Source organism: Bradyrhizobium sp. AZCC 1719, from assembly GCF_036924525.1.
Classification (GTDB): Bacteria; Pseudomonadota; Alphaproteobacteria; order Rhizobiales; family Xanthobacteraceae; genus Bradyrhizobium.
In genome coordinates, this window is sequence record NZ_JAZHRU010000001.1 from 695599 (window position 1) to 721330 (window position 25732).

Here is a 25732-nt window from a genome sequence, read left to right on the forward strand (position 1 = left end):
ACCTTGCATCGAGCGGTTCATCGCGTACGATGCCCCGAACACGCACGTTAGATGCGGGATCGGGGAGCACTCATGAGACCGCTGAGCAAGCTGCTTGCCGGACTGACGCTGTTATTGTTGCCGACGCTGGCCTCAGCGCAGGATTTCCCGAGCAAACCGATCAAGCTGATCGTGCCGTTCCCGGCCGGCGGTCCCAACGACATCATCGCGCGGCTGGTCGGCCAGCGCATGTCGGAAATCACGAAGCAGCCGGCCGTGATCGACAATCGCGGCGGCCAGGCCGGCGTGCTCGGCACCGATGCGATCGCAAAGGCAGCCCCCGACGGCTACACGATCGGAATCGTGAGCGCGAGCGCGCTGGTCATCAATCCGACGATGGAAAAGGTGCCCTACGACGTGGCGAAGGATTTCGCGCCCGTCACGCTCGTGACGACAGTGCCGGAAATGCTGGTCGTCGCCAGCAACGTGCCCGCTGGTGATATGAAGGAACTGATCGCGCTCGCCAAGGCGCAGCCCGGGAAACTCAATTTTGCTTCCGCCGGTGTCGGCGGCATGCCGCATCTTGCCGGTGAACTGCTCAAACAGACGGCGGGAATTGACATCGTGCACGTGCCCTACCGCGGCGCTGCGCCCGCCATCAACGATCTGCTCGGCCAGCAGGTGCAGATGGCGTTCCTCGATCTGCCGGTGCTGCTGCCGCATATCAAGGCGGGCAGCCTGCGCCCGATTGCCCTTGGCGCGCCGAAACGCGCGCCCACCTCACCTGACGTGCCGACCACCGCAGAAGTCGGCATGCCGGATCTCCTGATCGAAAACTGGTATGGCATGATCGCGCCGGCCGGAGTGCCCGAGGCGATTGTCGCCACCCTGAACCGCGTCGCCAACGAAGCGATGAACGATCCGCAGGTCAAGCAGAAGCTTGCAGATCAAGGCCTGACGGTTGCCGGCAACACGCCGGGGCATTTTCGCGACTACATCGGAACCGAGGCCCAAAAGTGGGCGCGCGTCATCAAGGCTGCCGGCCTCGCCACCGGCAAGTAACGCCGGGCCATCCAAGCCCCTCAGCATTCGCTTTCCTCAACGTGGCGCAGATTTGCGGAGGTGCTCGGCCAATTGCTGCGCCGGCTTGGGCAGCGCCCGAAAGCTCCGGGCGCAGATCACGAGCCGCCGGTTGGCCCAGGAATCCCTGATCCTGATGACATTGATCTTCGTCGATCTCGCGCATCGCTTTGCCGCGACTTCAGGCATCACGCCAATGCCGATGCCGGCGGCGACCATCTGGCTAATCGCATCGAAATTGTTCAGCCGTGCACGAAAGCGCAGCCGTGCACCGAGACGCGCGGCGTGTCCGCTGACATGGGCGTGCAGCGCGATCGAGCTGATCAAGCCGACGAAATCGCGCTCCACTACTTCGGCGAAATCGACCTGCCGCCGATTAGCCAACTCGTCGTTCCGCGCGGCAACCAGCACCAGCCGATCTTCGCTGAACGGCATCCGCTCGATATTGTCTGCAAGCGCGTGTTCGGCCGCCAGCCCGAGATCGGCGGCACCGATGACGATGGCGCGGGCAATGTCGCTGCTTTCGCGTTCCTCGACATCGATCGAAATGTTAGGATGTGCCGCCAGAAAGGCCGCCAATGTCTTCGGCAGATATTCCGAAAGTCCCGACGTGTTGGCGAGCAAGCGGACGGAGGCCTTCATGCCGCGGGCAAAGTCGGCGAGATCGCCGCGCATGGTCTCGACGTTGTGGAGCACGATCCTGGCATGGTCGAGCAGGCTTTCACCGGCCGGCGTCAGTTCGACGCCGCGCCGGCCGCGCCTCAGCAGCGAAACGCCGAGCGCTTCTTCCAGGCCCTTGATCCGCTCACTCGCCGACGCCAGCGCAAGATGGATCCGCTGCGCGCCGTTGGTGATGCTGCGGGTCTCGGCGACCGCGATGAAAAGCTGAAGATCGACCAGATCGAAACGCATGGGGAATTTCCTAACCCTCATGGTGAGGAGCGCCGAAGGCGCGTCTCGAACCATGCGGCCCGGGTGTCGCCCGCGGCCATCCTTCGAGACGCGCGCCATGCGCGCTCCTCAGGATGAGGACCAACGTGCGTGGCACCGACAGCCTTCGCCTTAGCCGAAGGCTGTCTCCGTAATCTCCAGATTGTGCCTGATACGCCGATAGGTCAATGTCCGCCCATGTTCGATTCCCTGCTCATTCTCATCGCCGCGGCTTTCCTGCTGGCCGGCTTCATCAAGGGCGTGATCGGGCTCGGCCTGCCGACCGTATCAATGGGCCTGCTCGCGGTGACGATGCCGCCGGCGCAGGCGATTGCGATCATGATCGTGCCGGCGATCGTCACCAATATCTGGCAGACCTTCAGCGGTCCGTATTTGCGCGACATCATGCGGCGGCTGTGGCCGCTGATGGCCGGCACCGTCGCCGGCATCTGGCTGAACGCGGGACTGTTGACCGGGCCCTACGCGCCCTATGGCACCGTCGTGCTCGGCACATTGCTGGTGATCTACGCGATCCTCGGTCTCAGCAAGCTCCACTTCAAGGTTGCGCGCCGCGACGAGAAATGGATCGGCGGCATCGTCGGCCTGGTCACCGGCGTGGTGTCGGCCGCCACCGGCGTTCAGGTGATCCCGTCGATGCCTTATCTGCAGGCGATCGGGATGGAGAAGGACGAACTGGTGCAGGCGCTCGGCGTGTTCTTTACCGTCGCCACGGTGGCGCTCGCCTTCAATCTCACCGCCGCGGGCCTGCTGACGGCGGCGACTGCACTGCCCGGCGCCGTCGCGATGGTGGCGTCCTTTACCGGCATGTTCATCGGGCAGGCGGTGCGGAATCGTATGCAGCCGGACGTGTTCCGCCGCTGGTTCCTGATCGCGATGATCTTGCTCGGCCTCTATCTCGCCGGCAGCGCCTTCGTGAAAATCCACGGCTGAAGCATCAGCGCGCCTCCAGCATCGCCACGCGGATACCGAGATAGACGAACAGCCCGCCGAGCGCGCGGTTGATCCAGGCCACCGCGCCGGCCGATTGCCGGATGCGGCCCGCGGCCCGGGCTGCGAAGGCGGCGATGCAAAAGCACCACAACGTGCCGCTGGTGATGAAGATCAGGCCGAGCACCAGGAAGGCCAGCGTCTTGTGAGCAGACTCCGCCGCCACGAATTGCGGCAGGAACGCCAGAAAGAACAGCGCCACCTTCGGATTGAGCACGTTGGTCAGGGCGCCCTGCCAGAACACGCGGGCAAGCGATGTCTCGCTACCTGCCGAGCCATTGCCTGCCACTCCCGCCTCCGCCAGCGGGCGCGAACGCGACAAGAGCATCTGGACACCCGTAAACAGCAGATAGGCGGCGCCGACCCATTTCAGGACCGCAAAGGCCGCAGACGACGCCATCAACAGCGCCGACAGGCCGATGGCGGCGCCGAACACGTGAACAAGGCAGCCGGCACTGATCCCGGTCGCCGCCGCCGCCCCGCCGCGCCATCCGAACTGGATGCTGCGGCCGATAATGTAGGCCGTGTCCGGCCCCGGAGTGATATTGAGCAGCAGGCCCGAGAGGATGAATAGCCAGAGTTGGTGAATGCCGAGCATCTCTATCATCGTTTGACGGTTCCCCTGGGTGTCCCCGCGGCCCTATTGCGCACATGCCAATCCCTTAGGGATTGCAGTACTATCATGAGCAAATCGGGCTTCCACCAGATTGCGCATATTTTATAAACATTGGAATTGGTTGGCTGACCGCGTAGTGGTTATCCTGCCCGTTCAGGGGTCATTGGGGATATAGTGGGGATATGGAAAGACGCTTGGCAGCCATCGTCTGCGCTGACGTCGCCGGCTACTCCCGAATGATGGGAGCCGACGAGGCGGGGACGCACGCCACGTTCAAGGCCCATCGAAGCGCGATCTATCCGATCATCCTCAATCATGGCGGCCGGCTGGTGAAGAACACCGGCGACGGCTTCCTCCTGGAGTTTCCCTCTATCGTCGGCGCCATCGAGGCCGCGGTCGCGATGCAGATGGTGATGGCGGAACGCAACGAACACCTGCCCGCCGATCGCGCCATGCAGTTTCGCATGGGCATCCACATGGGCGACGTGATGGCCGATGAGGACGAGGTGTTCGGCGACGACGTCAATATTGCCGTCCGCCTCGAATCGGTCGCCGCGCCCGGCGGCGTGGCGGTTTCGGGCAAGGCCTGTCATGAAGCGGGCAAGCGCCTCAGCGTCACATTCGTCGACGCCGGTCCCTACCGGTTCAAGAACATCGAGGAGCCGATCCATGTCTGGACCTGGCAACCCGGCGGTGTCGACAGCCCGGCCCGTAAAGCCGCGTCCGAGATATCGGCTACCAACCTGCCTGCCCAATATCGCACCGCGATCGTGGGCGTGCTGCCGTTCACGAATTTGAGCGAAAGCGCGGACGAGTATTTTTCCGACGGGCTGACCGAGGACTTGATCCATGCGCTATCACTGCAATCGTTCTATCGGGTGCTGAGCCGCAACTCGACGTTCTCGTTCAAGGGCAAGAACGTGAGCACGCGCCTGATCGCGCGCGAGATCGACGCCACCTACCTGATCCAGGGCTCGGTGCGCCGCGCCGCCAACAAGATCCGCGTCACCGCCGACTTGATCGCGCCCGAAACCGGCGAGCAATTATGGACCGGCCGGTTCGACCGCGACATGGGCGACCTGTTCGCGATGCAGGACGAACTCACCACCAGCCTGTCGGCGGCGATCGCGGCCGAAATCTACCGGGCGGAAGCCTCCGCCCCGCCCCGTTCCTCGTCGAACGACATCAGCGCCTGGGATCGCTTCCTCAAGGGGCTGTCCTACTACTACCTGCACACCAAGGCGGACTACGAAACCTCGATCAGCCTGTTCAAGGAAGCCATCGCGCTCGATCCGACGCTGTCGATCGCACGCGCCTATCTCGCCACCATCCAGATCCAGGGCATTCAGTTCGGATGGATCAAGAGCACGCGCGAATTGTGGGACTCCGCGATGTGTCTCGCGGAGAGCAGCGTCCGGCTCGATCCCCGCTCGTCTTTCGCGTTTCAGATTCTGGCTTATCTGCACGCGGTGGAAGGACACTACGAGGCGTCAATGGATGCCGCAAAACGCGCAGTCGGGCTCAATCCCTACGACATGGGCGCCCGCGGCGTGCTCGGCTTTTGTCATCTGATGAGCGGCGAACACCGGCAAGCCATCGAACTGTTTACGATGGCAGCGCAGCAAGGCAACAACGACCCTCGATATCAGTGGGCCGCCGTGAACGCGTTCAGCCATTACCTGCTCGGGCAATATGACGCTTCGCTGTCCTGGGCGCGCGAAGAGCTTTACGTCAATCCCAATCATCTCCAGGCGCTGGCGATACGGGCGGCAGCGCTCGCGCAATTGGGACGAACCGCGGAAGCCAAGAGCGCAGCCGAGGTCCTCCTGAGCAACTATCCAAACCTGACCGTCGACCGGTACTTGCGGAACTTTCATTGGAAATCGGCGGCCGACATCGCCCATTATCGCGACGGCCTCGTGAAGGCCGGTATCCCCTTCAGCAGATTGACCGTCGTCGACTCCGCTCCGAAGCTTGCCGCGGATTCTTGACGGGCGGACGGCGCCTCGGTTGACACGGCGTCGAATTCCGCCAAACTTACCTACACCCTGAAGTAGCGCGCCGCCGAATTCCATTTTCAGAACCGTCATCCCCTCCGCGTCGGGAGCGGCCATTTCATATTCGGCGCCTTTGAGGATTTGAGCCATGTCGGACCAACGCATTGCCACCGCCCCGGGCGCTGCGCCCGCCGGGCAGTTACCCGTTTCGCCCAATAATCCCTGCCCCTTCCTGCGCGCATTGGTCGCCAACGGCTATGTCGGCGGCCATGTCGTGCCGCTCTCGCAACTCTCCGAAATGATCGGATTGGCAAGCGGCGAAACCGGCTCGGCTCAAAAAGAGGTGCGGCGGAAAGCCTGGATGGTCGCCGTCATTGCCAACGGCCTCGGGCCGCTGCGCGTATTCAAGAGTGCAACGTCTGGCGCCGTGCTCGACGAGCTGCGCAACGGCCCGCTCGACAAGCATGGCGGCGGTTCACGCATTCTCGACGCCGAAGCAAACGTCCATGAGGACCAAATCGAACGGCTCGCCAGCTTCGGCAAGGACTGCAAGGATCCCGCCGGAGGCATCGAGATCGGGCTGACAGCGAAGGAGATCGAGGCCTTCATGGCAGACAACATCAAGCGCGCCGGCGATGCCGCGCGCTGGTACTTCCCGATCCTGATGAAGGGCGAATGGCCGGTCCTGTTGAAGATCCTCGGCAAGGGCGAAGGCGAGGCGCGATACCTCAGCGTCGCCGAGGTCAGGACGCTGTTCGTCGAGCGGCGGCTGCCCGAGCGGATCACGGATCGGCTGCCGAAGCCGGCGGCTGCCAAGATGTGAGCTCTCGTGTCCCGGACGCGGTGCAGCGTGTAACGCTGCGCCGCAGGGCCGGGACCTGCTGCGGCAACATATGGACCCCGGATCAGCAGCGCACCACGCTGCTCGCCATAGCGCGTCGAAGACGCGCGTGAACGCGCTTATGGCGCTGCGCAGCATCCGGGGCACGCCGGCGCGTACTGCGCAATCACTTGAACAACGGCGTGCCCGGCACGAACGCATCGAACGCCGCCCAGAATTGCGAGCGGTAGCGGTCCTGCTCCTGCAGGATCTCGTGCTTGGAGCCTGCGATCACCAAATGCGAGCCGGCGCGTAAGTGATAGGCGAATTCCTCGATCGCCGCCGTTGAGACGATGGTGTCGTTGCTGGCGGCCAGCATCAGGATCGGCTGGCGGATTTCGGACGGGTAGTTCATGCCGCGAAAGGTATTCATCGCCCGGAACGCGGTATCGGCCCAGGCCACCGTCGGCGAGCCGATGCCCAGAGTCGGGTCTTCTTCCAGGATCGCGGCGTTGCGGGCGTAGCGCACGGGATCGCTGGTGAAGGGGTTGTTGATGAAAGATTCCGTTCCGGTCAGCGCATCGCTGCCACCGGGCACGTAGCGGCCGCCCTGCCCCATCAGCCGCATGATCCGAAGCAGCGCCCGGCTCGGAAACGATGTCGTGCGCCCCGGCAGGTCGATCATCGGCGCCGACAGCACCATGCGGTCGAACCAGCGCTTTCCCGCATGCGCCACCCGCAGCATGACCGCGCCGCCCATCGAATGCGCCAGCGCGAAATAGGGCGGCGGACAATCCGGCAGCACGACCTGCTGCACGAAGGTCTCGACGTCCACTTCGAAATCGGAGAAGTCGCGGACATAGCCTTTGCGCGGATCGCGCAGGCGGCGCGAGGAATGCCCCTGGCCGCGCCAATCGATCATCGCCACCGCAAAACCGCGATCGCGCAAGTCCCGCACCGTCTCGAAATATTTTTCGATCTGCTCGCTGCGCCCGGTGAAGACGCAGACCGTGCCCTTGCGGCCCGCCGGCGGCGCCCAGCGTGCAAACCTCAGTTCCGCGCCGTCGGGCGTCTTGATAGTGCCCGAGACGACGTCCTCCGGAACCGGATTGGCAGGGATCGAGACGAGCGTCATGACGGGAACCGGCTAGGTGAAAAGGGCCGAAAATCAAGGCGGGAGCGTAAAAAAGGGCCTGTTTCGCTCCTCTTGAACGCCGTTTCACCCCTCCCATATCATTTCTGTGCAGGCCACTACCAGTGTTTCGGAACCAAAGCCAAGGGCTTCAAAACCCTAAGGCTCCAAAAACTGAGGCTGCACAGGACTAAAGCCCGGCCCGATGGCGGGCGGGTAAGTGCAACAGTCGCTCAATGGAGGACTACCCTATGCGTACCTACGATCTTACCCCATTTTATCGTTCCACCGTCGGCTTCGACCGCTTCTTCAACCTGCTCGACCAGGTGACCTCCGACGGCAGCCCCGGTTATCCGCCCTACAACATCGAGCGCACCGGTGAGAACGCCTACCGCATCAGCGTTGCGGTTTCCGGCTTCTCGCAGGGCGAGCTTTCGATCGTCGCGAAGGAAAACACGCTGACGATCAAGGGCGAGAAAACCGCCAACGAGAACGGCAAGGACAAATCCGAAGTGCTCTACCGCGGCATCGCCGCACGCGCCTTCGAGCGCGTCTTCCAGCTTGCCGATTTCGTGCAGGTGAAGAACGCCTCGCTGGAGAACGGCCTGCTCCACGTCGATCTCGTCCGCGAGATCCCCGAGGCCAAGAAGCCGCGCAGCATTCCGATCAATTCGGGCGCGCAGGCCCCGCAGGTGGTCGACGCTTCGGTCGCCGCGTAACACGGTAGGTTCAGCCGGTATTGGCTGAACGCGAAAACGCCCCGGAAAGACCGGGGCGTTTTTATTGCTGTCGTCCCTGTGAACGCAGCGACCCATACCGCGTGATCTATCAATCAGGCGATATGGCAGACGCCCTTCGCAAAACGACCGCTGTCGATAGAGTTACTTCAGAGAGTTACTCCAGCCCCTGCACGTCAGGCATCGCCTGCGTCGGCGCAATCTGCGTGGCGGGCTTGGCCGGGACCGAACCCGTCACCGCCGGCGACGCTGCGGCCTGAGCATCGGTTGGCTTCGGCGCAGGCGCTGCAGCCTGCTTGACCGGCGCCGTTGCAGGTTTGGCGGCGACCGGACTGGCCTTCGGCATCGGCACCGCGCGGCTCGCGACATGGGAGGCCGGCCGCTGCGGCCGCGGCGCGGTCTGGACATTGGCCGGGGTAGCCGGCGCATGGGCCTGCGGCGGCGGAGCCCCCGGAGTTGCCGGAAGCGCGCTGTGCTCCTCGTAGAAATTATCGCCCATCCGGGAGGACGGCACGAAACGGATGATCCGGCCGTTGCGTGCGTCGATCACCAGCCGGCCGTCCTCGCCGCCGCGGTCGAGCGCCGCAATCGTGTAAACGATGCCGCGCAGCCTCGGGATACCGAGCGGCGAGAATCCGTTGTCGCGCAGCACGGAATAAACTTCCGTCGACGGCAACAGTCCCGGACCGTATCCATACTGCGGCGCGGCTCCGTAGCGCGGCCCGGGCTCGTCGTACGGCCCGGGAACCGGTTGCGGCGCCACCGCATAGGGAGCGTCGAAATCCGATGCTGCCCTGTATGGCGAGCGCCCGATCTCATAAGGCCCGGGCACCTGCGCCTGCGCGCCGCCCACAAGAAGGACCAGTCCCGCCGCCAAAGATCCCGTGAACAACTTCATCACCGAAAGCTCCTGTAAGCCCCGCAGCCTCCGGACCGTAGCCGGAGCATTTTGCTCGCTCGCCGACGGCCCGGGGCGAATTTCATTGTGAAATCCGGCGGTCCTTGGGCCGGATCGGGGCGCTGCTGCCGCAAAGCCCAGCGGGCGGCTTTTCCCCCAAAGCCAACCAGCCCTGATCCGCATGCGGGCGAGGACTTTCACGCGCTTGTGTGATAAAGAAAAATTTGGCATGGTCGAAGTTAGGACAGTATCACTGTCTCAATTGCGGAGCCGTCCCGGCACAGGGATTGCAACGAAACCGTGGCGACACGAGCTCCAGGGCAGTGCAGGCAAGGCCGTTCCTCAGGGACGTTGAACGCCCAAGCCTGAATTTAAGAAATTGCGGCTCGCGGCGGACGAGCGGTGGCCCGGTGGGTGCCGCAAGCGTCCAAGGTGCGCCGACGATGCGGTGAGGCCCTTAGCCTTTTTGAGAGGAATGAAATGAGCGGGTCGGAATTCGAGCGCGAAAACATCGTGACAGAAACCCTGTCGGCGACCGCGGCTTCGAAACCGGCCGACATTGCGCGCGAGCATGACTGGCGCCCGCCGGCTGAGGGCCTGTACGACCTCGGCATGGAGAAGGATTCCTGCGGCGTCGGCTTCATCGCCAACATCAAGGGCCGCAAGTCGCATCAGATCGTCTCCGACGCGATCAGCATTCTCTGCAACCTCGAACATCGCGGCGCGGTCGGCGCCGATCCGCGCGCCGGCGACGGTGCGGGCATTCTGGTGCAGATCCCGCACGCGTTCTTTTCGCGCAAGACTGCCGAGCTCGGCTTCAAGCTGCCGGAGCCTGGCCACTACGCGATCGGCGCGCTGTTCATGCCGAAGGAGACGGCGTGGCGAAAGGTGATCCAGAGCATCATCGCCGAACAGATCAAGGAAGAGGGCCTCGTGCTGCTCGGCTGGCGCGATGTGCCGTCCGACAACGCTTCGCTCGGCGAAACCGTCAAGCCGACCGAACCCTACCACATGCAGGTCTTCATCGGCCGCAACGGCACGGCGAAGACCGAGGACGAGTTCGAGCGCAGGCTCTACATCCTGCGCAAGTCGATCTCGCAGGCGATCTACCAGCGCCGCGACCGCGGGCTCGCCGGCTATTACCCGGTCTCGCTGTCGTGCCGCACGGTGATCTATAAGGGCATGTTCCTCGCCGACCAGCTCGGCAAGTACTATCCCGACCTGCATGAAGAGGATTTCGAGAGCGCGCTGGCGCTGGTGCATCAGCGCTTCTCGACCAACACCTTCCCGACCTGGTCGCTGGCTCATCCGTACCGGATGATCGCCCATAACGGCGAAATCAACACGCTGCGCGGCAACGTCAACTGGATGGCGGCGCGGCAGGCTTCCGTTCACTCGGAGCTCTACGGCAAGGACATCAGCCGCCTCTGGCCGATCAGCTACGAAGGCCAGAGCGACACCGCCTGCTTCGACAACGCACTCGAATTCCTGGTGCAGGGCGGCTACTCGCTGCCGCACGCCGTCATGATGATGATTCCGGAAGCGTGGGCCGGCAATCCGCTGATGGATGAGCAGCGCCGCGCCTTCTATGAATATCACGCAGCCCTGATGGAGCCGTGGGACGGCCCTGCCGCGATCGCGTTCACCGACGGCCGCCAGATCGGCGCCACGCTCGACCGCAACGGGCTCCGTCCCGCGCGCTATCTTGTCACCAAGGACGACCGCATCGTGATGGCGTCCGAAATGGGCGTGCTCAAGATCCCGGAGGATCAGATCGTCACCAAGTGGCGGCTGCAGCCCGGCAAGATGCTTTTGGTCGACCTCGAACAGGGGCGCCTCATTCCCGACGGCGAGATCAAGGCGACGCTGGCCAAGAGCCACCCCTACAGCGACTGGCTGCATCGCACCCAGCTCGTGCTGGAGGAATTGCCCGATGCGCCCGTCAAGGGCATGCGTTCGAACCTGCCGCTGCTCGACCGTCAGCAGGCGTTCGGCTATTCGCAGGAAGACATCAACATCCTGATGACGCCGATGGCGGCCACCGGCGAGGAAGCCGCCGGCTCGATGGGCAACGATACGCCGATCTCGGCGCTGTCGGACCGGCCGAAGCCGTTGTTCACGTATTTCAAACAGAATTTCGCGCAGGTCACCAACCCGCCGATCGACCCGATCCGCGAGGAACTCGTCATGAGCCTCGTCTCGATCATCGGGCCGCGGCCGAACCTGTTCGACCTGCAGGGCATGGCCTCGACCAAGCGGCTCGAGGTGCGCCAGCCGATCCTGACCGATGCGGACCTGGAAAAGATCCGCTCGATCTCCGATGTCGCTGATACCCATTTCAAGTCGCGCACGCTCGACACCACCTTCCATGCCGGCTTCGGCGCGGCGGGGATGGAGCAAGTGCTCGACGAACTCTGCGCGCGCGCCGAAGGCGCGGTGCGCGAGGGCGTCAACATCATCATCCTGTCCGACCGCATGGCGGGCACCGACCGGATTCCGATCCCCTCGCTACTCGCCTGCGCCGCCGTGCATCATCATCTGATCCGCACCGGCTTGCGCACCTCGGTCGGCATCGTCGTCGAATCCGGCGAGCCGCGCGAGGTGCATCATTTCGCATGCCTGGCCGGATACGGCGCCGAGGCGATCAATCCGTATCTGGCGTTCGAGACCATCATCGCGATGAAGGACCGCCTGCCGGGCGCGCTCGACGACTACGAGATCGTCAAGCGCTACATCAAGTCGATCGGCAAGGGCCTGCTGAAGGTGATGTCCAAGATGGGCATCTCGACCTACCAGTCCTATTGCGGCGCGCAGATTTTTGACGCCGTCGGGCTGAAGGCCGATTTCGTCGCGAAGTATTTTGCCGGCACCCATACTCGCATCGAGGGCGTGGGCTTGGCCGAAATCGCCGAGGAAACCGCGCGCCGTCATACGGACGCGTTCGGCGACGCGCAGGTTTACAAGACCGCGCTCGATGTCGGCGGCGAATATGCCTACCGCACCCGCGGCGAGGACCACGCCTGGACGGCCGAGTCCGTCTCAGCGCTGCAGCATGCCGTGCGCGGCAACTCGCAGGAGCGCTATCGCGCATTCGCGAAGATCCTCAACGAGCAGTCGGAGCGGCTGTTGACGCTGCGCGGCCTGTTCCGGATCAAGACCGCCGAGGACGAGAAGCGCAAGCCGGTGAAGCTCGACCAGGTCGAGCCTGCCTCCGAAATCGTGAAGCGTTTCGCCACGGGCGCGATGAGCTTCGGCTCGATCTCGCGCGAGGCGCACACCACGCTGGCGATCGCCATGAACCGGATCGGCGGCAAGTCGAACACCGGCGAAGGCGGCGAGGAGGCCGATCGCTTCAAGCCGATGCCGAACGGCGATTCAATGCGCTCGGCGATCAAGCAGGTCGCGTCGGGCCGTTTCGGCGTGACGACGGAATATCTCGTCAACTCCGACATGATGCAGATCAAGATGGCCCAGGGCGCCAAGCCCGGTGAAGGCGGCCAGTTGCCCGGCCACAAGGTCGACGCGACGATTGCGCGCGTGCGCCATTCGACCCCCGGCGTCGGCCTGATCTCGCCGCCGCCGCATCACGACATCTATTCGATCGAGGATCTGGCGCAGCTCATCTACGACCTCAAGAACGTCAATCCGGACGGTCAGGTCTCGGTCAAGCTGGTTTCCGAAATCGGCGTCGGCACGGTGGCCGCGGGCGTTGCCAAGGCGCGCGCCGACCATGTCACCATTGCGGGCTTCGAAGGCGGCACCGGCGCCTCGCCGCTCACCTCGATCAAGCACGCCGGCAGCCCGTGGGAAATCGGGCTTGCCGAAACCCATCAGACGCTGGTGCGCGAGCGGCTGCGCAGCCGCATCGTGGTCCAGGTCGACGGCGGCTTCCGCACCGGGCGCGACGTCGTGATCGGCGCGCTTCTCGGCGCCGACGAGTTCGGTTTCGCCACTGCGCCCCTGATTGCGGCCGGCTGCATCATGATGCGCAAGTGCCATCTCAACACCTGCCCGGTCGGGGTCGCGACCCAGGATCCGGTGCTGCGCAAGCGCTTCACCGGCCAGCCCGAGCACGTCATCAACTATTTCTTCTTCGTCGCCGAGGAAGTGCGCGAGATCATGGCGCAGCTCGGCTACAAGAAGTTCGATGAAATGGTCGGCCAGACCCAGATGCTCGACCAGTCCACGCTGGTGGCGCACTGGAAGGCCAAGGGACTCGACTTCTCAAAGCTCTTCGTCCGCCAGAAGGAAGAGAAGGGCCAGAAGATCTATCACGCCGAAGCCCAGAACCATCATCTGGAGAAGGTGCTCGACCGCCGCCTGATCGAGAAGGCGCAGGCCGCGCTCGACCGCGGCGCGCCGGTGAAAATCGAGGAAGAGATCAACAACACCGACCGCTCGGCCGGCGCGATGCTGTCCGGAGCAGTGGCGAAGATCTACGGCCATGCCGGGCTGCCGCATGACACCATTCATGTCAGCCTGAAGGGCACGGCAGGCCAGGCGTTCGGCGCGTGGCTGGCCAAGGGCGTCACCTTCGATCTCGAAGGCGAAGGAAACGACTATGTCGGCAAGGGCCTGTCGGGCGGCCGCATCGTCGTCAGGCCGCCGCGGAATTCCGGCATCGTGCCGGAAGAATCCATCATCGTCGGCAATACGGTGATGTACGGCGCGATCGAGGGCGAATGCTACTTCCGCGGCATCGCCGGCGAACGCTTTGCGGTGCGCAACTCCGGCGCTATCGCGGTCGTCGAAGGCGCCGGCGATCATTGCTGCGAATACATGACCGGCGGCATCGTCGTGGTGCTGGGCAAGACTGGCCGCAACTTCGCGGCCGGCATGTCCGGCGGCATCGCCTATGTGCTCGACGAGGCCGGCGACTTCGCAAAACTCTGCAACATGGCGATGGTTGAACTGGAGCCGGTGCTCTCGGAAGAGATGATCAACCAGAACACCTACCACCATTCCGGCGATCTCGAAGCGCATGGCCGGGTCGACGTGTTCCAGAACCTGCTCGACTCCGACATCGAGCGGCTGCACGTGCTGATCACGCGCCACGCCAAACTGGCTGGCTCGAAGAAGGCCGCCGAGATCCTCGCGAACTGGAAAGTCTGGCTGCCTAAATTCCGCAAGGTGATGCCGGTGGAATACCGCCGCGCGCTGAAGGAATTGAGGGTGAACGCCGACGCCGAGCCGAAAATCGCGATCGGTGCTTAAACCTTAGACCCTCATGGTGGGAGGCGCGAAGCGCCGTCTCGAACCATGAGGCCTACACACGGGCCTTCATCCTTCGAGACGCGGCGCATGCCGCTCCTCAGGATGAGGGTCGAGCGAACAGACGAAAGAGAGATGCAGGGGCATCAGGGTTTAATGGGCAAGATCACAGGTTTCCTCGAGATCGACCGGAACGAACGCAAGTACACGCCGGTCGCCGAGCGGTTGAAGCATTATCGCGAATTCGTCATTCCCCTGAGCGAGAAGGACACCCGCGACCAGGCTGCGCGCTGCATGAATTGCGGCATCCCCTATTGCCATGGCACCGGCTCGGTAGCGCCGGGCACGCCGGGCTGCCCGGTCAATAACCAGATCCCCGATTTCAACGACCTCGTCTACCAGGGCAACTGGGAAGAGGCCTCGCGCAACCTGCACTCGACCAACAATTTCCCGGAGTTCACCGGCCGCATCTGCCCGGCGCCGTGCGAGGCGTCCTGCACGCTCAACATCGACGACAACCCGGTCACCATCAAGACGATCGAATGCGCGATCGTCGACCGCGCCTGGGACAGTGGCTGGCTGAAGCCGGAAGTCGCACCCGCCAAGACCGGCAAGAAGGTCGCGATCGTCGGCTCCGGCCCTGCAGGCCTTGCGGCCGCGCAGCAGCTCGCGCGCGCCGGCCATGACGTCCATGTCTACGAGAAGTTCGCCAAGGCGGGCGGATTGCTTCGCTACGGCATTCCCGACTTCAAGATGGAAAAGCACATCATCGACCGCCGCGTGGCGCAGATGGAGGCCGAGGGCGTGACGTTCCATTACGGCGTCCATGTCGGCGGCACATCACAAGGTGCGATCGATCCGCGCGAGCTGCTCAACCAGTATGACGCGGTAGCCTTGACCGGCGGCGCCGAAGCCGGCCGCGATCTGCCGATCCCCGGCCGTGATCTCGACGGCATCCATTTTGCGATGGACTTCCTGCCGCAGCAGAACCGCCGCGTTTCCTCCGAGCCGCTCGGCGACGCGAAGGACATTCTCGCCGGCGGCAAGCATGTCGTCGTGATCGGCGGTGGCGACACCGGCTCCGACTGCATCGGAACTTCGTTCCGGCAGGGTGCGAAGTCCGTGACTCAACTCGAGATCATGGCGGCGCCGCCCGAGCACGAGAACAAGGGCGTGACGTGGCCGAACTGGCCGTTGAAGATGCGGACCTCGTCGAGCCAGGCCGAGGGCGCAAGCCGCGAATTCGCGGTGCTGACGCAAAAATTCTCGGGTGTCGACGGCAAGGTGCAAAAGCTGCACTGCGTGAAGGTCGACGACAAGTTCAAGCCGATTGCGGGCACCGAATTCGAGCTCGAAGCGCAGCTCGTGCTGCTCGCCATGGGCTTCGTGCATCCGGTTCACGAAGGCATGCTGAAGACGCTCGGCGTCGACCTCGACCAGCGCGGCAACGTCCGCGCCAACATGGCCGACTACAAGACGTCGCTGCCGAACCTCTTCTCCGCCGGCGACATGCGCCGCGGGCAGTCGCTGGTGGTGTGGGCAATCCGCGAAGGGCGCCTGTGCGCCCGGGCGATCGATCAGTATCTGATGGGGACGACGACGCTGCCGCGGTAGGACAACACTCAAAGCCGTTGCGTGTGATCCCGTGTCCCGGACGCGGTGCAGCGTGTAACGCTGCTCCGCAGAGCCGGGACCCATGGTGCCGGTAGCATAGACCCCGGATCAGCAGCGCATCACTTCGTGCTGCGCACATCCGGGGAACGCACGCGGAGAGCCGAGCGCCTAATGCTGCAATCTCACCCCCAACATCACCACCGTCGATGCCGTGCTATTCCCCGCCAGGTTCGAATCCAGCCAGTCGCGCCGCAGCGTGCCCCTGAGCCAGACATTGCGGTTCATCTTGTAGATGGCCTCGCCTGACACCGCGTAGATCTTGTCGCGCCTCGGATTGCCCTGATAGTCGAGCGAGCCCCAGGTGAACTTACCGATCGCGGTCAGCCAGCGGCGGAAGTCGTGGTCGACTTCGACGGTGTAGACATGCGTCAGCACGCCCGACGTGCCCGGCAGCGTGGTCTCCGTGATCGTGGTATCGGAATAGAATTTTGCCGTCGTCAGCGGCGTTGCGGTCCAGACCAGCGAGGACGAGACGAGCAGGCCCTCCAGGCGATCGAGCCTCGGATCGACATAGTCGCGCGCGGCGTAGCCGACGGCGATTTCGCCGGTCAATAGCCGCGAGAATTCGAAGCTGGTGCCGCCCTTGACGTAGCCGCCACTGGAATCGCGCGCAAATCCGCTGCGGTCGAGCCTGACGTCATGCACGCGGCTGTCACCCTGCACTTCCACGAACGGCTTTATGCCCGGCTTCAAATCATAGCTGACGCGGCCGACGCCGCCGTACTGGCTGAAATTGCGGTCGTCGTTGGTGGTTGACGTGCCGTCGGTGAGTTTTGAGTTGGTGTAGTCGGTGCGGTCGACGGTGGCGCCGGCGGAAACCTGCAGCCGGTTGAAGCTCTGGTCGACGCCGACAGTGGTGCCCAGCGTGGTGTAGATCGGATATCTGGCGAGGCCGGCCTGCACGTTCGGACTGCCGGGATTGTCGGTCGAGACGAACAAGCGACCCTGCGCGGTCAGCCTCGTGTCGCGGCTGACGTCGAGCCGGCCGTCGACATGGCCGATGAAGTTGGGCCGGTCGACATCGAGCGGCGCCGACAGCGGCGTGCCGTCCGCGTTCGGCGTGAGATTGCTGCCGTAGCCGGTGAAGGAGCCGCGCAGATCGGCCACCAGCGCATGACGCTCCCAGTCGGAGACCGCCAAAAATTCCGGCGCGATCACATAGAACGGCTTGCCTTGCGCGGGGACGAGCCGGCCGGGATTGGTGTCGTAGCCGCCCGAGAATTCGACCGCGGATTTGATCAGGAAGCTGCCGGCGTAATCGCCGACCGCGCCGAACGGATCGTCATCGATCCTGAGACGCTTGCGCGGCGGCTGCCCCATCACCGTGCCCGCCATTGCCGGCGGGATCGGTGTTTTATGCGCCGACTCCGATGGAGGAATCGACAGCCGCAGCCGCGTGTTCGACGCAATTGGCGGCGGCGGACTGCCGGGTCCGACCGGCGGCTTCGGCTTCACTTGCCCCGGATAGTATTTCGGCTTCTTGCGCTTGCGGTTGAGCGAATCGTAGCCGATGTCGGCTGCGCCGCTCGCGGCCGGCAGACCGTATTTCGGGATCTGCCCGATCCGCGACGGCGCGGGCTTGTCGCTCTCCTGCAGCTTCGTGCTGTTGAGGGGATCGTTCACCTCTGCCGCCGTCCGGCGCAGCGGCGAATCCGGCGGCGGCATCTGGCTGGTGCGGCTTGAGCTGAACAGGTCCGGCGTGAGGGTTTGCGCGCGCACTGCGGTTCCGGTCAGGGCGATCAGCGCAAGGCACGGCAAGGCTGCGCGGAAGAGGCGCGCGCGGCTGTTCCGGCCCGATGCTGGCCCCGCCATCACGATAAAATATACCCCAACAAAAACAGATACTTGGTGGACGAATGCCGAACACTCGCGGAACACGTCGTTAATGGAGTTAAAACAATTATGGTTAATGAGCCGTTGAGGGCGGCAGCCCCGCGTCGCTTCGCCGGACGGCCCATGCTATGCAGGGGTTCGGGGCGCGAAGCCCCTCCTTCCCTGGGACAGACATGGCCAATCCGAATCCGCTGATGGTACAATCATCCGGCTCTGAACCCGCTGATGCCGCCGTCCAATCGGCGCTGCGCACGCTCGATGCCGAGGGCAGCGGCATCGCCGCGATCGCGGCGGCGCTGCAGTCCGATCTCCGCGCACCCTTTGTCGCCGCCACCGATCTGATCCGGAACGCCAAGGGACGGCTGATCGTCACTGGGCTCGGCAAGTCGGGCCATATCGGCCGCAAGGTCGCCGCGACCTTCGCCTCCACCGGCACGCCCGCCTTCTTCGTCCATGCGGCCGAAGCGAGCCATGGCGACCTCGGGATGATCACGCCCGACGACGTCATCCTGGCGCTATCGTGGTCCGGCGAGCAGCCGGAGATGAAGAATCTGATCACCTATGCCAAGCGCTTCCGCATTGCCGTGATCGCCATGACGGCGGAGCGCGAATCTTCCCTCGCCAAGGCGGCCGGCATCGCGCTGACGCTGCCGAAGGCGCGCGAGGCCTGCCCGCACAATCTCGCCCCGACCACCTCTTCCCTGATGATGCTGGCGCTCGGCGACGCGCTGGCGATCGCGCTGCTGGAAGGCCGCGGCTTTACCTCGGTCGATTTCAGCGTGCTGCATCCCGGCGGCAAGCTCGGCGCGCTCCTGAAATACACCCGCGACCTCATGCATACCGGCGACGCGGTGCCGTTGAAGCCGCTCGGCACCAGCATGTCCGAGGCGCTGGTCGAGATGACGTCCAAGGGCTTTGGCTGTGTCGGCATTGTCGATGCACGCGGCCACATCGTCGGCATTGTCACGGACGGCGACCTGCGCCGCCATATGGGGCCGCAGCTCATGTCGGCCACCGTCGACGAGGTGATGACGAGGAATCCGAAGACGATCGACCGCGACGTGCTGGCCGGCGAGGCGCTGGAGATCCTCAACTCCTCGAAAATCACGACGCTGATCGTGACCGACGCCAGCAAGCCGATCGGCATCGTGCACCTGCACGATTTCCTGCGCGCGGGCGTGGCGTAGGTTGGCGCTTGTCATTCCGGGGCGCGTCGAAGACGCGAACCCGGAATCTCGAGATTCCGGGTTCGATGCTGCGCATCGCCCCGGAATGACGGTCAGAGCGGAAACCTTGCCGCGTTCTCCTCCAGCGGCAGCGCCAGTCCGTTCGCGAGATACGACACGGTGCGATAGAATCCACACAGCAGGATGATCTCGAATATTTTCGCCTCGTCGTAATGCGCCGACAGCGCCGCAAATTCGGCGTCATCGAGCGTGGCGCGCTCATGCAGCGCATCGACGGCGGCGATCAGGGCCTGCTCTGCCAGCGACCAGCATGCGTCGGTGGCGGCGCCGAGCACGGTGGCGCGGACCTGCTCTTCCGTCAGATGCGCGGCTTCCGCAAACGTCGTGACATGCACGCCCCATTCGTACTCGCAGCCCGTTCGCGCGCAGGTACGGTCGATGACGATCTCGCGCTCCCGCAAACTAAGCGGCCCGCGATCCAGCAGGCTGCCGGCGCGGAATTTCTCCCAGGCGCGCGCATTGCCCGCCATGACGCGAAACAGCACGAGCGGCGGCGCGCCGCGCATGATGCGGTCGAACTGCTCGGCAATGTCAGGTGCGTAAGGCGGCTCAAGTGGCGCGATGCGCGGCACGGTTTGTGACATGGCCAACTCCATTGCTACTAATACAGTAGCTATGCTACATTTTTTGTAGCATACTGGCAAGGAGATGATGGAGCGCTAAGCCACCGCCACCGTCAGGCTGGCGCCATCGGCCTGCACTACCCTGACGCGGCTGCCGGCCGGCGCGTCGGGGCCGGCGACACGCCAGATCGTGTCGTCGATCCGCACGGTGCCGGTGCCGCCGACGATCGGCTTTTCCAGCGTGAACTCCCGGCCGATCAGCGCCTTGGTCCGGTTGTTGAGAAACGGGTTGCTCAGGCTGCGGCTGCCTTCGCTGCGCGCAAAGTGCCGCCAGGCCGGTACCGCGGCAACCGCGAACACCGCAAACATCAGGAGCTGCGTCTGCCAAGACGGGCTGATCGCAAACGACACGAGCCCGACCAATAGCGCCGCGAGCCCGAGCCAGAACATGAAGACACCCGGCGCGAGCAATTCCAGCGCCATCAGGACGAAGCCGAAGATCAGCCAATTCCAGGTGCCTAACGTCGAGAATATGTCGGTCATGACACGAACCTCTGATCGATCTTCCAGATCAAGCTCTCACCGCTGCGGCGTAACCGGCGGCGGGGTCGGGCCGGTATTCGGCACCGAGGAAGTCCGCCGTGCAGCGGCCGCAGCGGAAGCTGCGCTCTCGCCAAACGTCGCCTTGGCGATCTCGCCAATGCCGGCGAGCGAGGACAGCACGGAAGTTGCTTCCAGCGGGATCATCAGGATCTTCTGGTTCGGCGAATCCGCGAACTGTCCGAACGCCTTGATGTACTTGTCGGCGATAAAATAGTTCAACGCGGCGACATCGCCCTTGGCGATGGATTCGGAGACCATCTGCGTCGCCTTGGCTTCCGCCTCCGCCAGGCGCTCGCGCGCTTCGGCGTCGCGGAATGCGGCTTCGCGGCGGCCTTCGGCCTGCAAAATCTGACCCTGTTTGGCGCCTTCCGCGCGCAGGATTTCCGACTGGCGCTGGCCCTCGGCCTGCAGAATGTCGGCGCGCTTGACGCGCTCGGCCTTCATCTGACGGCCCATCGCTTCCACCAGGTCGGCCGGCGGCACGATGTCCTTGATCTCGATGCGGTTGACCTTGAGCCCCCATGGCGAGACGGCCGCATCAACCACGCGCAGCAGCCGCTCGTTGATCTCGTCGCGGTGCGACAGCACCTGGTCGAGGTCCATCGATCCCATCACCGAGCGGATGTTGGTCATGGTCAGAACGATGATGGCCTGCTCGAGATTAGCGACCTCGTAGCTTGCTTTCGCGGCGTCGAACACCTGGAAGAACGCGACGCCATCCACCGTCACGGTGGCGTTGTCCTTGGTGATCACCTCCTGCTCGGGAATGTTGATCACCTGCTCCATCATGTTCATCTTGCGGCCGACGCGGTCGAAATAGGGAATGATGAGGTTCAACCCCGGCGACAGCGTGCGGGTGTATTTGCCGAACCGCTCGATGGTCCAATCATAGCCCTGCGGCACCGTTTTGACGCCCGCGAACAATGTGGCAATGACAAGTAGAACAAGGGCAATCGCGAAAATGTCGAAGCCACTCATAAAGTCCCTCCAAAGCCGGCAAGGTGCGTTGCCTGGCGCGATCTCTCATTTGTCTGCAACGGCGCAGGCCCGGTTCAGCCGGCTGTTCTCAGTTTACGATTATATAGCTAGGGAATCGTCTGCGGGCCACCAGATGTTCGTGGGCTCCGAACGGCGAGTTGGTTGTTGAGGTGGTTAAATCCAGCCTTGAAGCTCGCGCAAAACGAGTTGGCGGATCACGTCCATGCCGGGCTCGCTGTCGTTCAGGCAAGGAATCGCTGAAAACTGTTCGCCGCCGTTATGCCTGAAAATCTCGGCATTTTCCTGCGCGATCTCCTCCAGCGTCTCCAGGCAATCGGCGGAGAAGCCGGGCGTCACCACCACAATGCGTTTCACGCCATCTTTCGCCAGTTTTTCGATGGTCTTGTCGGTGTAGGGCTGCAACCACTCGTCGCTGCCGAAGCGCGATTGAAATGTCAGGACCAGTTTGGAGGCATCAAGGCCCAAGCGCTTGCGCAAGCTTTCCGTTGTTGCGACGCACTGCGTGTAATAGGGATCGCCCTTGTCGACATATTTCTGCGGCATGCCGTGGAACGACGCCACGATCAGTTCGGGCTGGAATGGCAGGGCCGCCAGATGTTCTGACATCGAGACGGCGAGCGCTTCGATGTACTCGGGATTGTCATAATAAGGCGGGCTTACCCGCAGCGTCGGCTGCGCGCGCATGTCGGCGAGCGCGCGAAACACCTCGTCGCAGACCGTCGCCGAGGTCGCCGCGGAATATTGCGGATAGAGCGGCACCACCAGCAGGCGATCGCAGCCTTGTGCAGCCAAGGCATCGATGCGCGAGCGGATCGACGGGTTGCCGTAGCGCATCGCCCAATCGATGACGACGTGCTCGCGATCGGCGATCGCCGCCGCGAGCTTTTCGGCCTGCGATCGCGTGATGGTCTTGAGCGGGGATTCGCCTCTCTCGGCGTTCCAGATCTTCTGGTAGTCGCGCGCCTTTCTGGCCGGACGCACCCGCAGAATGATGCCGTTGAGAATCGCTTTCCAGACGAGGCCCTGATCCTCGATCACACGCGGGTCGGAGAGGAATTCCTTCAGGTAGACCCGCACCCCCTGGGCATCGGCGGTGTCGGGCGTACCCAGATTGACCAGCAGCACGCCGATGCGTTGCTCCAGGGCTGCCGGCGCCGCTGCATTTCTGGGGGGGACGACCGCGGTCATGATTTCGATGGCTTCGCGCGTTGCACCATCCTTGTCAAGATAACCGCCGGTTCGCTACGCTTCCCAACTGGCGGCTGGGCGCGCGTGCGCGGGGAGGAACCATGACGATCGCCGAGTGGTGTGTTTTCGGAACGCTGATGCTGTATTTGCTGACGATCGCATCGGTCAAATGGGCCGCCTACGGCCGTTTCGACAATGCCAAGCCGCGCGACCCCGCCTTCTACCAGGACCCGATCCGCGCCCGTGCACTTGGCGCGCATCAGAACGGCATCGAGGCCTTTCCGTTCTTCGCAGTCGCCGTGCTGCTGGCGGAATTTCGGCTCGGGCCACAGCGCCTGATCGACGAACTCGCGATTCTGTTCGTGATCGTGCGGATCGCCTATGTCTTCACCTATCTCGGCAACCGCCCAACGCTGCGCTCGATCCTCTGGACGCTGGGGTTCGCAATCAACATCGCGATCTTCTTCATGCCGGCGATCAAGGCGTATCTGCCGGCGTAGTGTGACATTGGGGGTCATACTGGTCTCTCATCGTCATTGCGAGGAGCGCGAGCGACGAAGCAATCCATGTCTTGGCAAGCGGCGCTATGGATTGCTTCGTCGCTTCGCTTCTCGCAATGACCCGGAGATAGCGGCGCGCCCGGTTTATCGCCGCGTGCAGGATCAGTTTTAGGCGCGCGCCTTAGCACCCTTTGATACAGCGGCAGGATTGGCTGATCGCTTTTTAGTTGTATCATATTAAGATTCCCTTAGAGCGTCATCCGGTACATTAGCCCGCCACCTGAGAAACGGTGCCAAGACTGAGCTTTCCGTTTGCGGATTTCGCGCGAGAGAGCCATTGCCGCTTCCGCGGCGAACAGAGGGGGTGAAGTTTGCTTAGAGTTGCTGATCCGAGCCTAGCAGGCTCCATTTCGCCGGCTGACGACGCTCCGCAACACGTCACGGCCGAGGCAAGCAGGTCGGAACGCACGGTCGTTCGACTGTTGCTAGCAAGCTGCCTTATGCTCTTCCTCGAGCTGGCGTTGATCCGATGGCTCGGCGCGAACGTCATACACCTGTCGTATTTCTCGAATTTCGTGCTCCTGGGTTCGTTCCTCGGTATCGGCGCGGGCTTCCTCATCAGCAGGAAAAGCTGGTCCATATGGTCAGCATCGATGCCGCTGCTGAGCATTCTCGTCGTGGGCGCGCTCTGGTTCCCCGTCACGATCGAACGGGCCGGGTCCGACCTAATCTATTTCACCGCGCTCGAAACCAGCGGCCCGCCCGCTTGGCTCGCACTGCCGATCATTTTCGCGATGGTGGCAGTCATCATGGCGGGGCCAGCCGAAGTCGTGGGTCGCTGTTTCGGCAAACTGCCTCCCCTGACGGCATACCGCTACGATCTGATCGGATCGCTTCTCGGGATATCCGCGTTCACGGCTCTGAGCTTTCTGCATGCGCCGTCGGCGGCTTGGGGTTTCATCGCGTTCATCCTCTATCTGGCGTTGGCCACCCCGTCCCGCCGGATTGTGACGTGCGCATGGGCGCTGATGCTGGTCGGCAAGCTGTTGCTGGAGACGCTGGCTCCCGGCGTAAGCTGGTCTCCCTACTACAAGGTCACTACCAGGGAAGTCGACGTGGCGGGCTCGAAACTGCTCGACATCGGCGTCAACGGAGTGCCCCACCAGGTGATGGCCCCCGCGAAGTGGAAGTTGGAGCAGGGTGAAGAAATTTACAGGACGCCCTATCTTCGGCTGCCCGGAAATCCCCTCGATGACGTTCTGATCATCGGAGCAGGGTCCGGGTCCGACGTGGCGATCGCCCTGAGCAAGCAGGCCCGCCATGTCGATGCAGTCGACATCGACCCGCGAATTCTCAAGATCGGCATGGAGCAGAACCCCGACCGGCCATACGCCGACAAGCGGGTGAAGATGCACACGAATGACGGACGGGCATTTCTCGAAAGCACGGACCGCAAGTACGACCTTGTTCTCTTCGCGCTGCCCGACTCGCTGACACTGGTCAGCGGGGCCTCGCAGATCCGGCTCGAGTCATTCCTGTTCACGCAGGAAGCGCTGGCGTCCGTACGCGAGCACCTGAAACCCCACGGCGCCTTCGCCATGTATAATTACTACCGCGAGCGCTGGCTCATCGACAGGCTGGCCGGAACTGCCGCCACGGCATTCGGGCACGCTCCATGCGTCGACACATTCGTCCATGCGCAAGCGGTCATCACGATCGGGATGACAGCCGCGGACCAGCGCTGCGAAACGACCTGGACCCCGGATTCGCGCAATGGCGTGGTTTCTCCGGCAACCGACGATACGCCGTTTCTCTATTTCAAGGGCGGCTCTTTCCCTCCGCTCTATACGATTACGCTACTCGCTGTTCTCCTGACGTCCCTCGTCGCCGTACGCACGCTGGGAGGGCCGCTGCGGGACATGCGCCCCTATGCCGACCTGTTCTTCATGGGGGCGGCGTTCATGCTGCTGGAGACCAAGAACGTGGCGACCTTTGCGCTCCTTTTCGGCACCACGTGGTTCGTCAACGCGCTGGTCTTCGCCGGCGTCCTGGTCATCGTGCTCGCTGCGGTGGAGACGACGCGGAAGTTCCGGACGCCATCACTGCCCGTAGTCTACGCCGGGGTCGCCGCATCTCTGGCCTTGGCCTGGGTCATCCGTCCCGAGTGGCTGCTGCCTCTCCCCTTCGCGCCCAGGCTGCTGGCTGCGACCCTACTGGCATTCCTGCCGATCTATCTGGCGAACATAGCCTTCTCGAAGCGCTTCCAGAGTTCGTCGGACTCGCAGTCCGCATTTGCAATCAACCTGCTGGGAGCGATCGTCGGCGGTTGCCTGGAATATGCAGCGCTGATTACCGGATACAACAATCTCCTGATCGTGACGGGCCTGCTCTACCTCGCGGCTTTCCTCCTGATGCCCCGAACCGTCACTCGTTCCGGATGACGGGACATCTTGGGTTCAGGGTGGGCACGTCGCTTACGCTCCTTTGCCCACCCTCATATGAGGCGTTTTGAGTCAAGGATGCCGACGGAGGCTTGGGTGTAGTTTTTCGCGTCAGGTATAGCGGCGGCGCGCGGAGCCATGCGTAGCGCAGCGTGCCGCCGCGGTCGGTGCGCTCAGGGACTGGCTTCCGGCGATTTATGCAGCAGCTCACTGCATCACCTCATATCCGGTCGGACCGCTGTGATCCGTACCCACATTCCGCATGCATGCGGCGAG

Annotated in this window: 19 protein-coding genes; 10 read left to right on the forward strand and 9 right to left on the reverse strand. The window is 63.5% G+C overall.

Going from position 1 to position 25732, the window contains the following annotated elements; all coding sequences use genetic code 11:
• Positions 1-72 precede the first annotated feature (72 nt).
• On the forward strand, positions 73-1041 hold the full coding sequence (locus V1292_RS03415) for a Bug family tripartite tricarboxylate transporter substrate binding protein (protein ID WP_334370315.1): 969 nt from the start codon (positions 73-75) through the stop codon (positions 1039-1041).
• Between the two features lie 36 nt (positions 1042-1077).
• Here the strand turns inward: V1292_RS03415 and V1292_RS03420 are convergent, their stop codons facing one another.
• A complete protein-coding gene (locus V1292_RS03420; protein WP_334370316.1) occupies positions 1078-1971 on the reverse strand; it encodes a LysR substrate-binding domain-containing protein in 894 nt (297 codons plus the stop codon).
• Between the two features lie 216 nt (positions 1972-2187).
• Between V1292_RS03420 and V1292_RS03425 the strand changes: the two genes are divergently transcribed.
• Entirely contained in the window at positions 2188-2940 is a 753-nt protein-coding gene (locus V1292_RS03425) for a sulfite exporter TauE/SafE family protein (protein WP_334370317.1), read from the forward strand.
• 4 nt (positions 2941-2944) lie between these two features.
• On the opposite strand, the gene V1292_RS03430 is transcribed toward V1292_RS03425, so the two are convergent.
• Positions 2945-3595: a LysE family translocator gene (locus V1292_RS03430; RefSeq protein ID WP_334376926.1), complete on the reverse strand. Its 651-nt coding sequence runs from the start codon at positions 3593-3595 to the stop codon at positions 2945-2947.
• Between the two features lie 200 nt (positions 3596-3795).
• On the opposite strand from V1292_RS03430, the gene V1292_RS03435 reads away from it, so the two are divergent.
• A complete protein-coding gene (locus V1292_RS03435) occupies positions 3796-5604 on the forward strand; it encodes a tetratricopeptide repeat protein (protein ID WP_334370318.1) in 1809 nt (602 codons plus the stop codon).
• A 154-nt stretch (positions 5605-5758) separates the two neighbouring features.
• The gene (locus V1292_RS03440; protein WP_334370319.1) at positions 5759-6433 is read left to right on the forward strand and encodes a hypothetical protein; all 675 of its coding nucleotides are present in this window, start codon (positions 5759-5761) and stop codon (positions 6431-6433) included.
• Between the two features lie 184 nt (positions 6434-6617).
• On the opposite strand, the gene V1292_RS03445 is transcribed toward V1292_RS03440, so the two are convergent.
• Complete coding sequence (locus V1292_RS03445; protein ID WP_334370320.1) at positions 6618-7565, reverse strand: alpha/beta hydrolase; 948 nt, start codon at positions 7563-7565, stop codon at positions 6618-6620.
• A 248-nt stretch (positions 7566-7813) separates the two neighbouring features.
• On the opposite strand from V1292_RS03445, the gene V1292_RS03450 reads away from it, so the two are divergent.
• Positions 7814-8281, forward strand: coding sequence for an Hsp20 family protein (locus V1292_RS03450; RefSeq protein ID WP_028350462.1), 468 nt, complete (start codon positions 7814-7816; stop codon positions 8279-8281).
• A gap of 175 nt (positions 8282-8456) precedes the next feature.
• Here the strand turns inward: V1292_RS03450 and V1292_RS03455 are convergent, their stop codons facing one another.
• Positions 8457-9197, reverse strand: a complete 741-nt coding sequence (locus tag V1292_RS03455; RefSeq protein WP_334376927.1) for a hypothetical protein — start codon at positions 9195-9197, stop codon at positions 8457-8459.
• A gap of 480 nt (positions 9198-9677) precedes the next feature.
• Between V1292_RS03455 and gltB the strand changes: the two genes are divergently transcribed.
• Both gltB and V1292_RS03465 read left to right on the forward strand, forming a co-directional pair.
• The gene (gene gltB, locus V1292_RS03460; protein WP_334370321.1) at positions 9678-14411 is read left to right on the forward strand and encodes a glutamate synthase large subunit; all 4734 of its coding nucleotides are present in this window, start codon (positions 9678-9680) and stop codon (positions 14409-14411) included.
• Positions 14412-14564: 153 nt separating this feature from the next.
• Positions 14565-16022: a glutamate synthase subunit beta gene (locus V1292_RS03465; RefSeq protein ID WP_334370322.1), complete on the forward strand. Its 1458-nt coding sequence runs from the start codon at positions 14565-14567 to the stop codon at positions 16020-16022.
• A 168-nt stretch (positions 16023-16190) separates the two neighbouring features.
• On the opposite strand, the gene V1292_RS03470 is transcribed toward V1292_RS03465, so the two are convergent.
• Positions 16191-17894, reverse strand: a complete 1704-nt coding sequence (locus V1292_RS03470) for an outer membrane beta-barrel protein (RefSeq protein WP_334370323.1) — start codon at positions 17892-17894, stop codon at positions 16191-16193.
• Between the two features lie 194 nt (positions 17895-18088).
• On the opposite strand from V1292_RS03470, the gene V1292_RS03475 reads away from it, so the two are divergent.
• Entirely contained in the window at positions 18089-19102 is a 1014-nt protein-coding gene (locus tag V1292_RS03475) for a KpsF/GutQ family sugar-phosphate isomerase (protein WP_334370324.1), read from the forward strand.
• Between the two features lie 92 nt (positions 19103-19194).
• Here the strand turns inward: V1292_RS03475 and V1292_RS03480 are convergent, their stop codons facing one another.
• The 4 genes from V1292_RS03480 to hemH all read right to left on the reverse strand — a co-directional run bounded on the left by V1292_RS03480 (position 19195) and on the right by hemH (position 22515).
• A complete protein-coding gene (locus V1292_RS03480) occupies positions 19195-19746 on the reverse strand; it encodes a carboxymuconolactone decarboxylase family protein (RefSeq protein ID WP_334370325.1) in 552 nt (183 codons plus the stop codon).
• 75 nt (positions 19747-19821) lie between these two features.
• Positions 19822-20268, reverse strand: a complete 447-nt coding sequence (locus tag V1292_RS03485; protein ID WP_334370326.1) for an NfeD family protein — start codon at positions 20266-20268, stop codon at positions 19822-19824.
• Positions 20269-20304: 36 nt separating this feature from the next.
• Positions 20305-21306 carry an SPFH domain-containing protein gene (locus V1292_RS03490; RefSeq protein WP_334370327.1) on the reverse strand — a complete coding sequence of 334 codons (1002 nt, stop codon included), beginning with the start codon at positions 21304-21306 and terminating at the stop codon, positions 20305-20307.
• A 174-nt stretch (positions 21307-21480) separates the two neighbouring features.
• On the reverse strand, positions 21481-22515 hold the full coding sequence (hemH, locus tag V1292_RS03495; protein WP_334370328.1) for a ferrochelatase: 1035 nt from the start codon (positions 22513-22515) through the stop codon (positions 21481-21483).
• 101 nt (positions 22516-22616) lie between these two features.
• Here hemH and V1292_RS03500 point away from each other — a divergent pair, with 101 nt between their 5' ends.
• Both V1292_RS03500 and V1292_RS03505 read left to right on the forward strand, forming a co-directional pair.
• The gene (locus tag V1292_RS03500) at positions 22617-23015 is read left to right on the forward strand and encodes an MAPEG family protein (RefSeq protein ID WP_334370329.1); all 399 of its coding nucleotides are present in this window, start codon (positions 22617-22619) and stop codon (positions 23013-23015) included.
• A gap of 500 nt (positions 23016-23515) precedes the next feature.
• Complete coding sequence (locus tag V1292_RS03505) at positions 23516-25456, forward strand: hypothetical protein (protein WP_334370330.1); 1941 nt, start codon at positions 23516-23518, stop codon at positions 25454-25456.
• Positions 25457-25732 lie beyond the last annotated feature (276 nt).

What these genes read in the sequence shown, in the direction of transcription:
- V1292_RS03415 (WP_334370315.1), top strand. Translation starts at nt 73, where the DNA reads ATGAGACCGCTGAGCAAGCTGCTTGCCGGACTGACGCTGTTATTGTTG.
- V1292_RS03420 (WP_334370316.1), bottom strand. Translation starts at nt 1,971, where the DNA reads ATGCGTTTCGATCTGGTCGATCTTCAGCTTTTCATCGCGGTCGCCGAG.
- V1292_RS03425 (WP_334370317.1), top strand. Translation starts at nt 2,188, where the DNA reads ATGTTCGATTCCCTGCTCATTCTCATCGCCGCGGCTTTCCTGCTGGCC.
- V1292_RS03430 (WP_334376926.1), bottom strand. Translation starts at nt 3,595, where the DNA reads ATGCTCGGCATTCACCAACTCTGGCTATTCATCCTCTCGGGCCTGCTG.
- V1292_RS03435 (WP_334370318.1), top strand. Translation starts at nt 3,796, where the DNA reads ATGGAAAGACGCTTGGCAGCCATCGTCTGCGCTGACGTCGCCGGCTAC.
- V1292_RS03440 (WP_334370319.1), top strand. Translation starts at nt 5,759, where the DNA reads ATGTCGGACCAACGCATTGCCACCGCCCCGGGCGCTGCGCCCGCCGGG.
- V1292_RS03445 (WP_334370320.1), bottom strand. Translation starts at nt 7,565, where the DNA reads ATGACGCTCGTCTCGATCCCTGCCAATCCGGTTCCGGAGGACGTCGTC.
- V1292_RS03450 (WP_028350462.1), top strand. Translation starts at nt 7,814, where the DNA reads ATGCGTACCTACGATCTTACCCCATTTTATCGTTCCACCGTCGGCTTC.
- V1292_RS03455 (WP_334376927.1), bottom strand. Translation starts at nt 9,197, where the DNA reads ATGAAGTTGTTCACGGGATCTTTGGCGGCGGGACTGGTCCTTCTTGTG.
- gltB (WP_334370321.1), top strand. Translation starts at nt 9,678, where the DNA reads ATGAGCGGGTCGGAATTCGAGCGCGAAAACATCGTGACAGAAACCCTG.
- V1292_RS03465 (WP_334370322.1), top strand. Translation starts at nt 14,565, where the DNA reads ATGGGCAAGATCACAGGTTTCCTCGAGATCGACCGGAACGAACGCAAG.
- V1292_RS03470 (WP_334370323.1), bottom strand. Translation starts at nt 17,894, where the DNA reads ATGGCGGGGCCAGCATCGGGCCGGAACAGCCGCGCGCGCCTCTTCCGC.
- V1292_RS03475 (WP_334370324.1), top strand. Translation starts at nt 18,089, where the DNA reads ATGGCCAATCCGAATCCGCTGATGGTACAATCATCCGGCTCTGAACCC.
- V1292_RS03480 (WP_334370325.1), bottom strand. Translation starts at nt 19,746, where the DNA reads ATGTCACAAACCGTGCCGCGCATCGCGCCACTTGAGCCGCCTTACGCA.
- V1292_RS03485 (WP_334370326.1), bottom strand. Translation starts at nt 20,268, where the DNA reads ATGACCGACATATTCTCGACGTTAGGCACCTGGAATTGGCTGATCTTC.
- V1292_RS03490 (WP_334370327.1), bottom strand. Translation starts at nt 21,306, where the DNA reads ATGAGTGGCTTCGACATTTTCGCGATTGCCCTTGTTCTACTTGTCATT.
- hemH (WP_334370328.1), bottom strand. Translation starts at nt 22,515, where the DNA reads ATGACCGCGGTCGTCCCCCCCAGAAATGCAGCGGCGCCGGCAGCCCTG.
- V1292_RS03500 (WP_334370329.1), top strand. Translation starts at nt 22,617, where the DNA reads ATGACGATCGCCGAGTGGTGTGTTTTCGGAACGCTGATGCTGTATTTG.
- V1292_RS03505 (WP_334370330.1), top strand. Translation starts at nt 23,516, where the DNA reads ATGCTCTTCCTCGAGCTGGCGTTGATCCGATGGCTCGGCGCGAACGTC.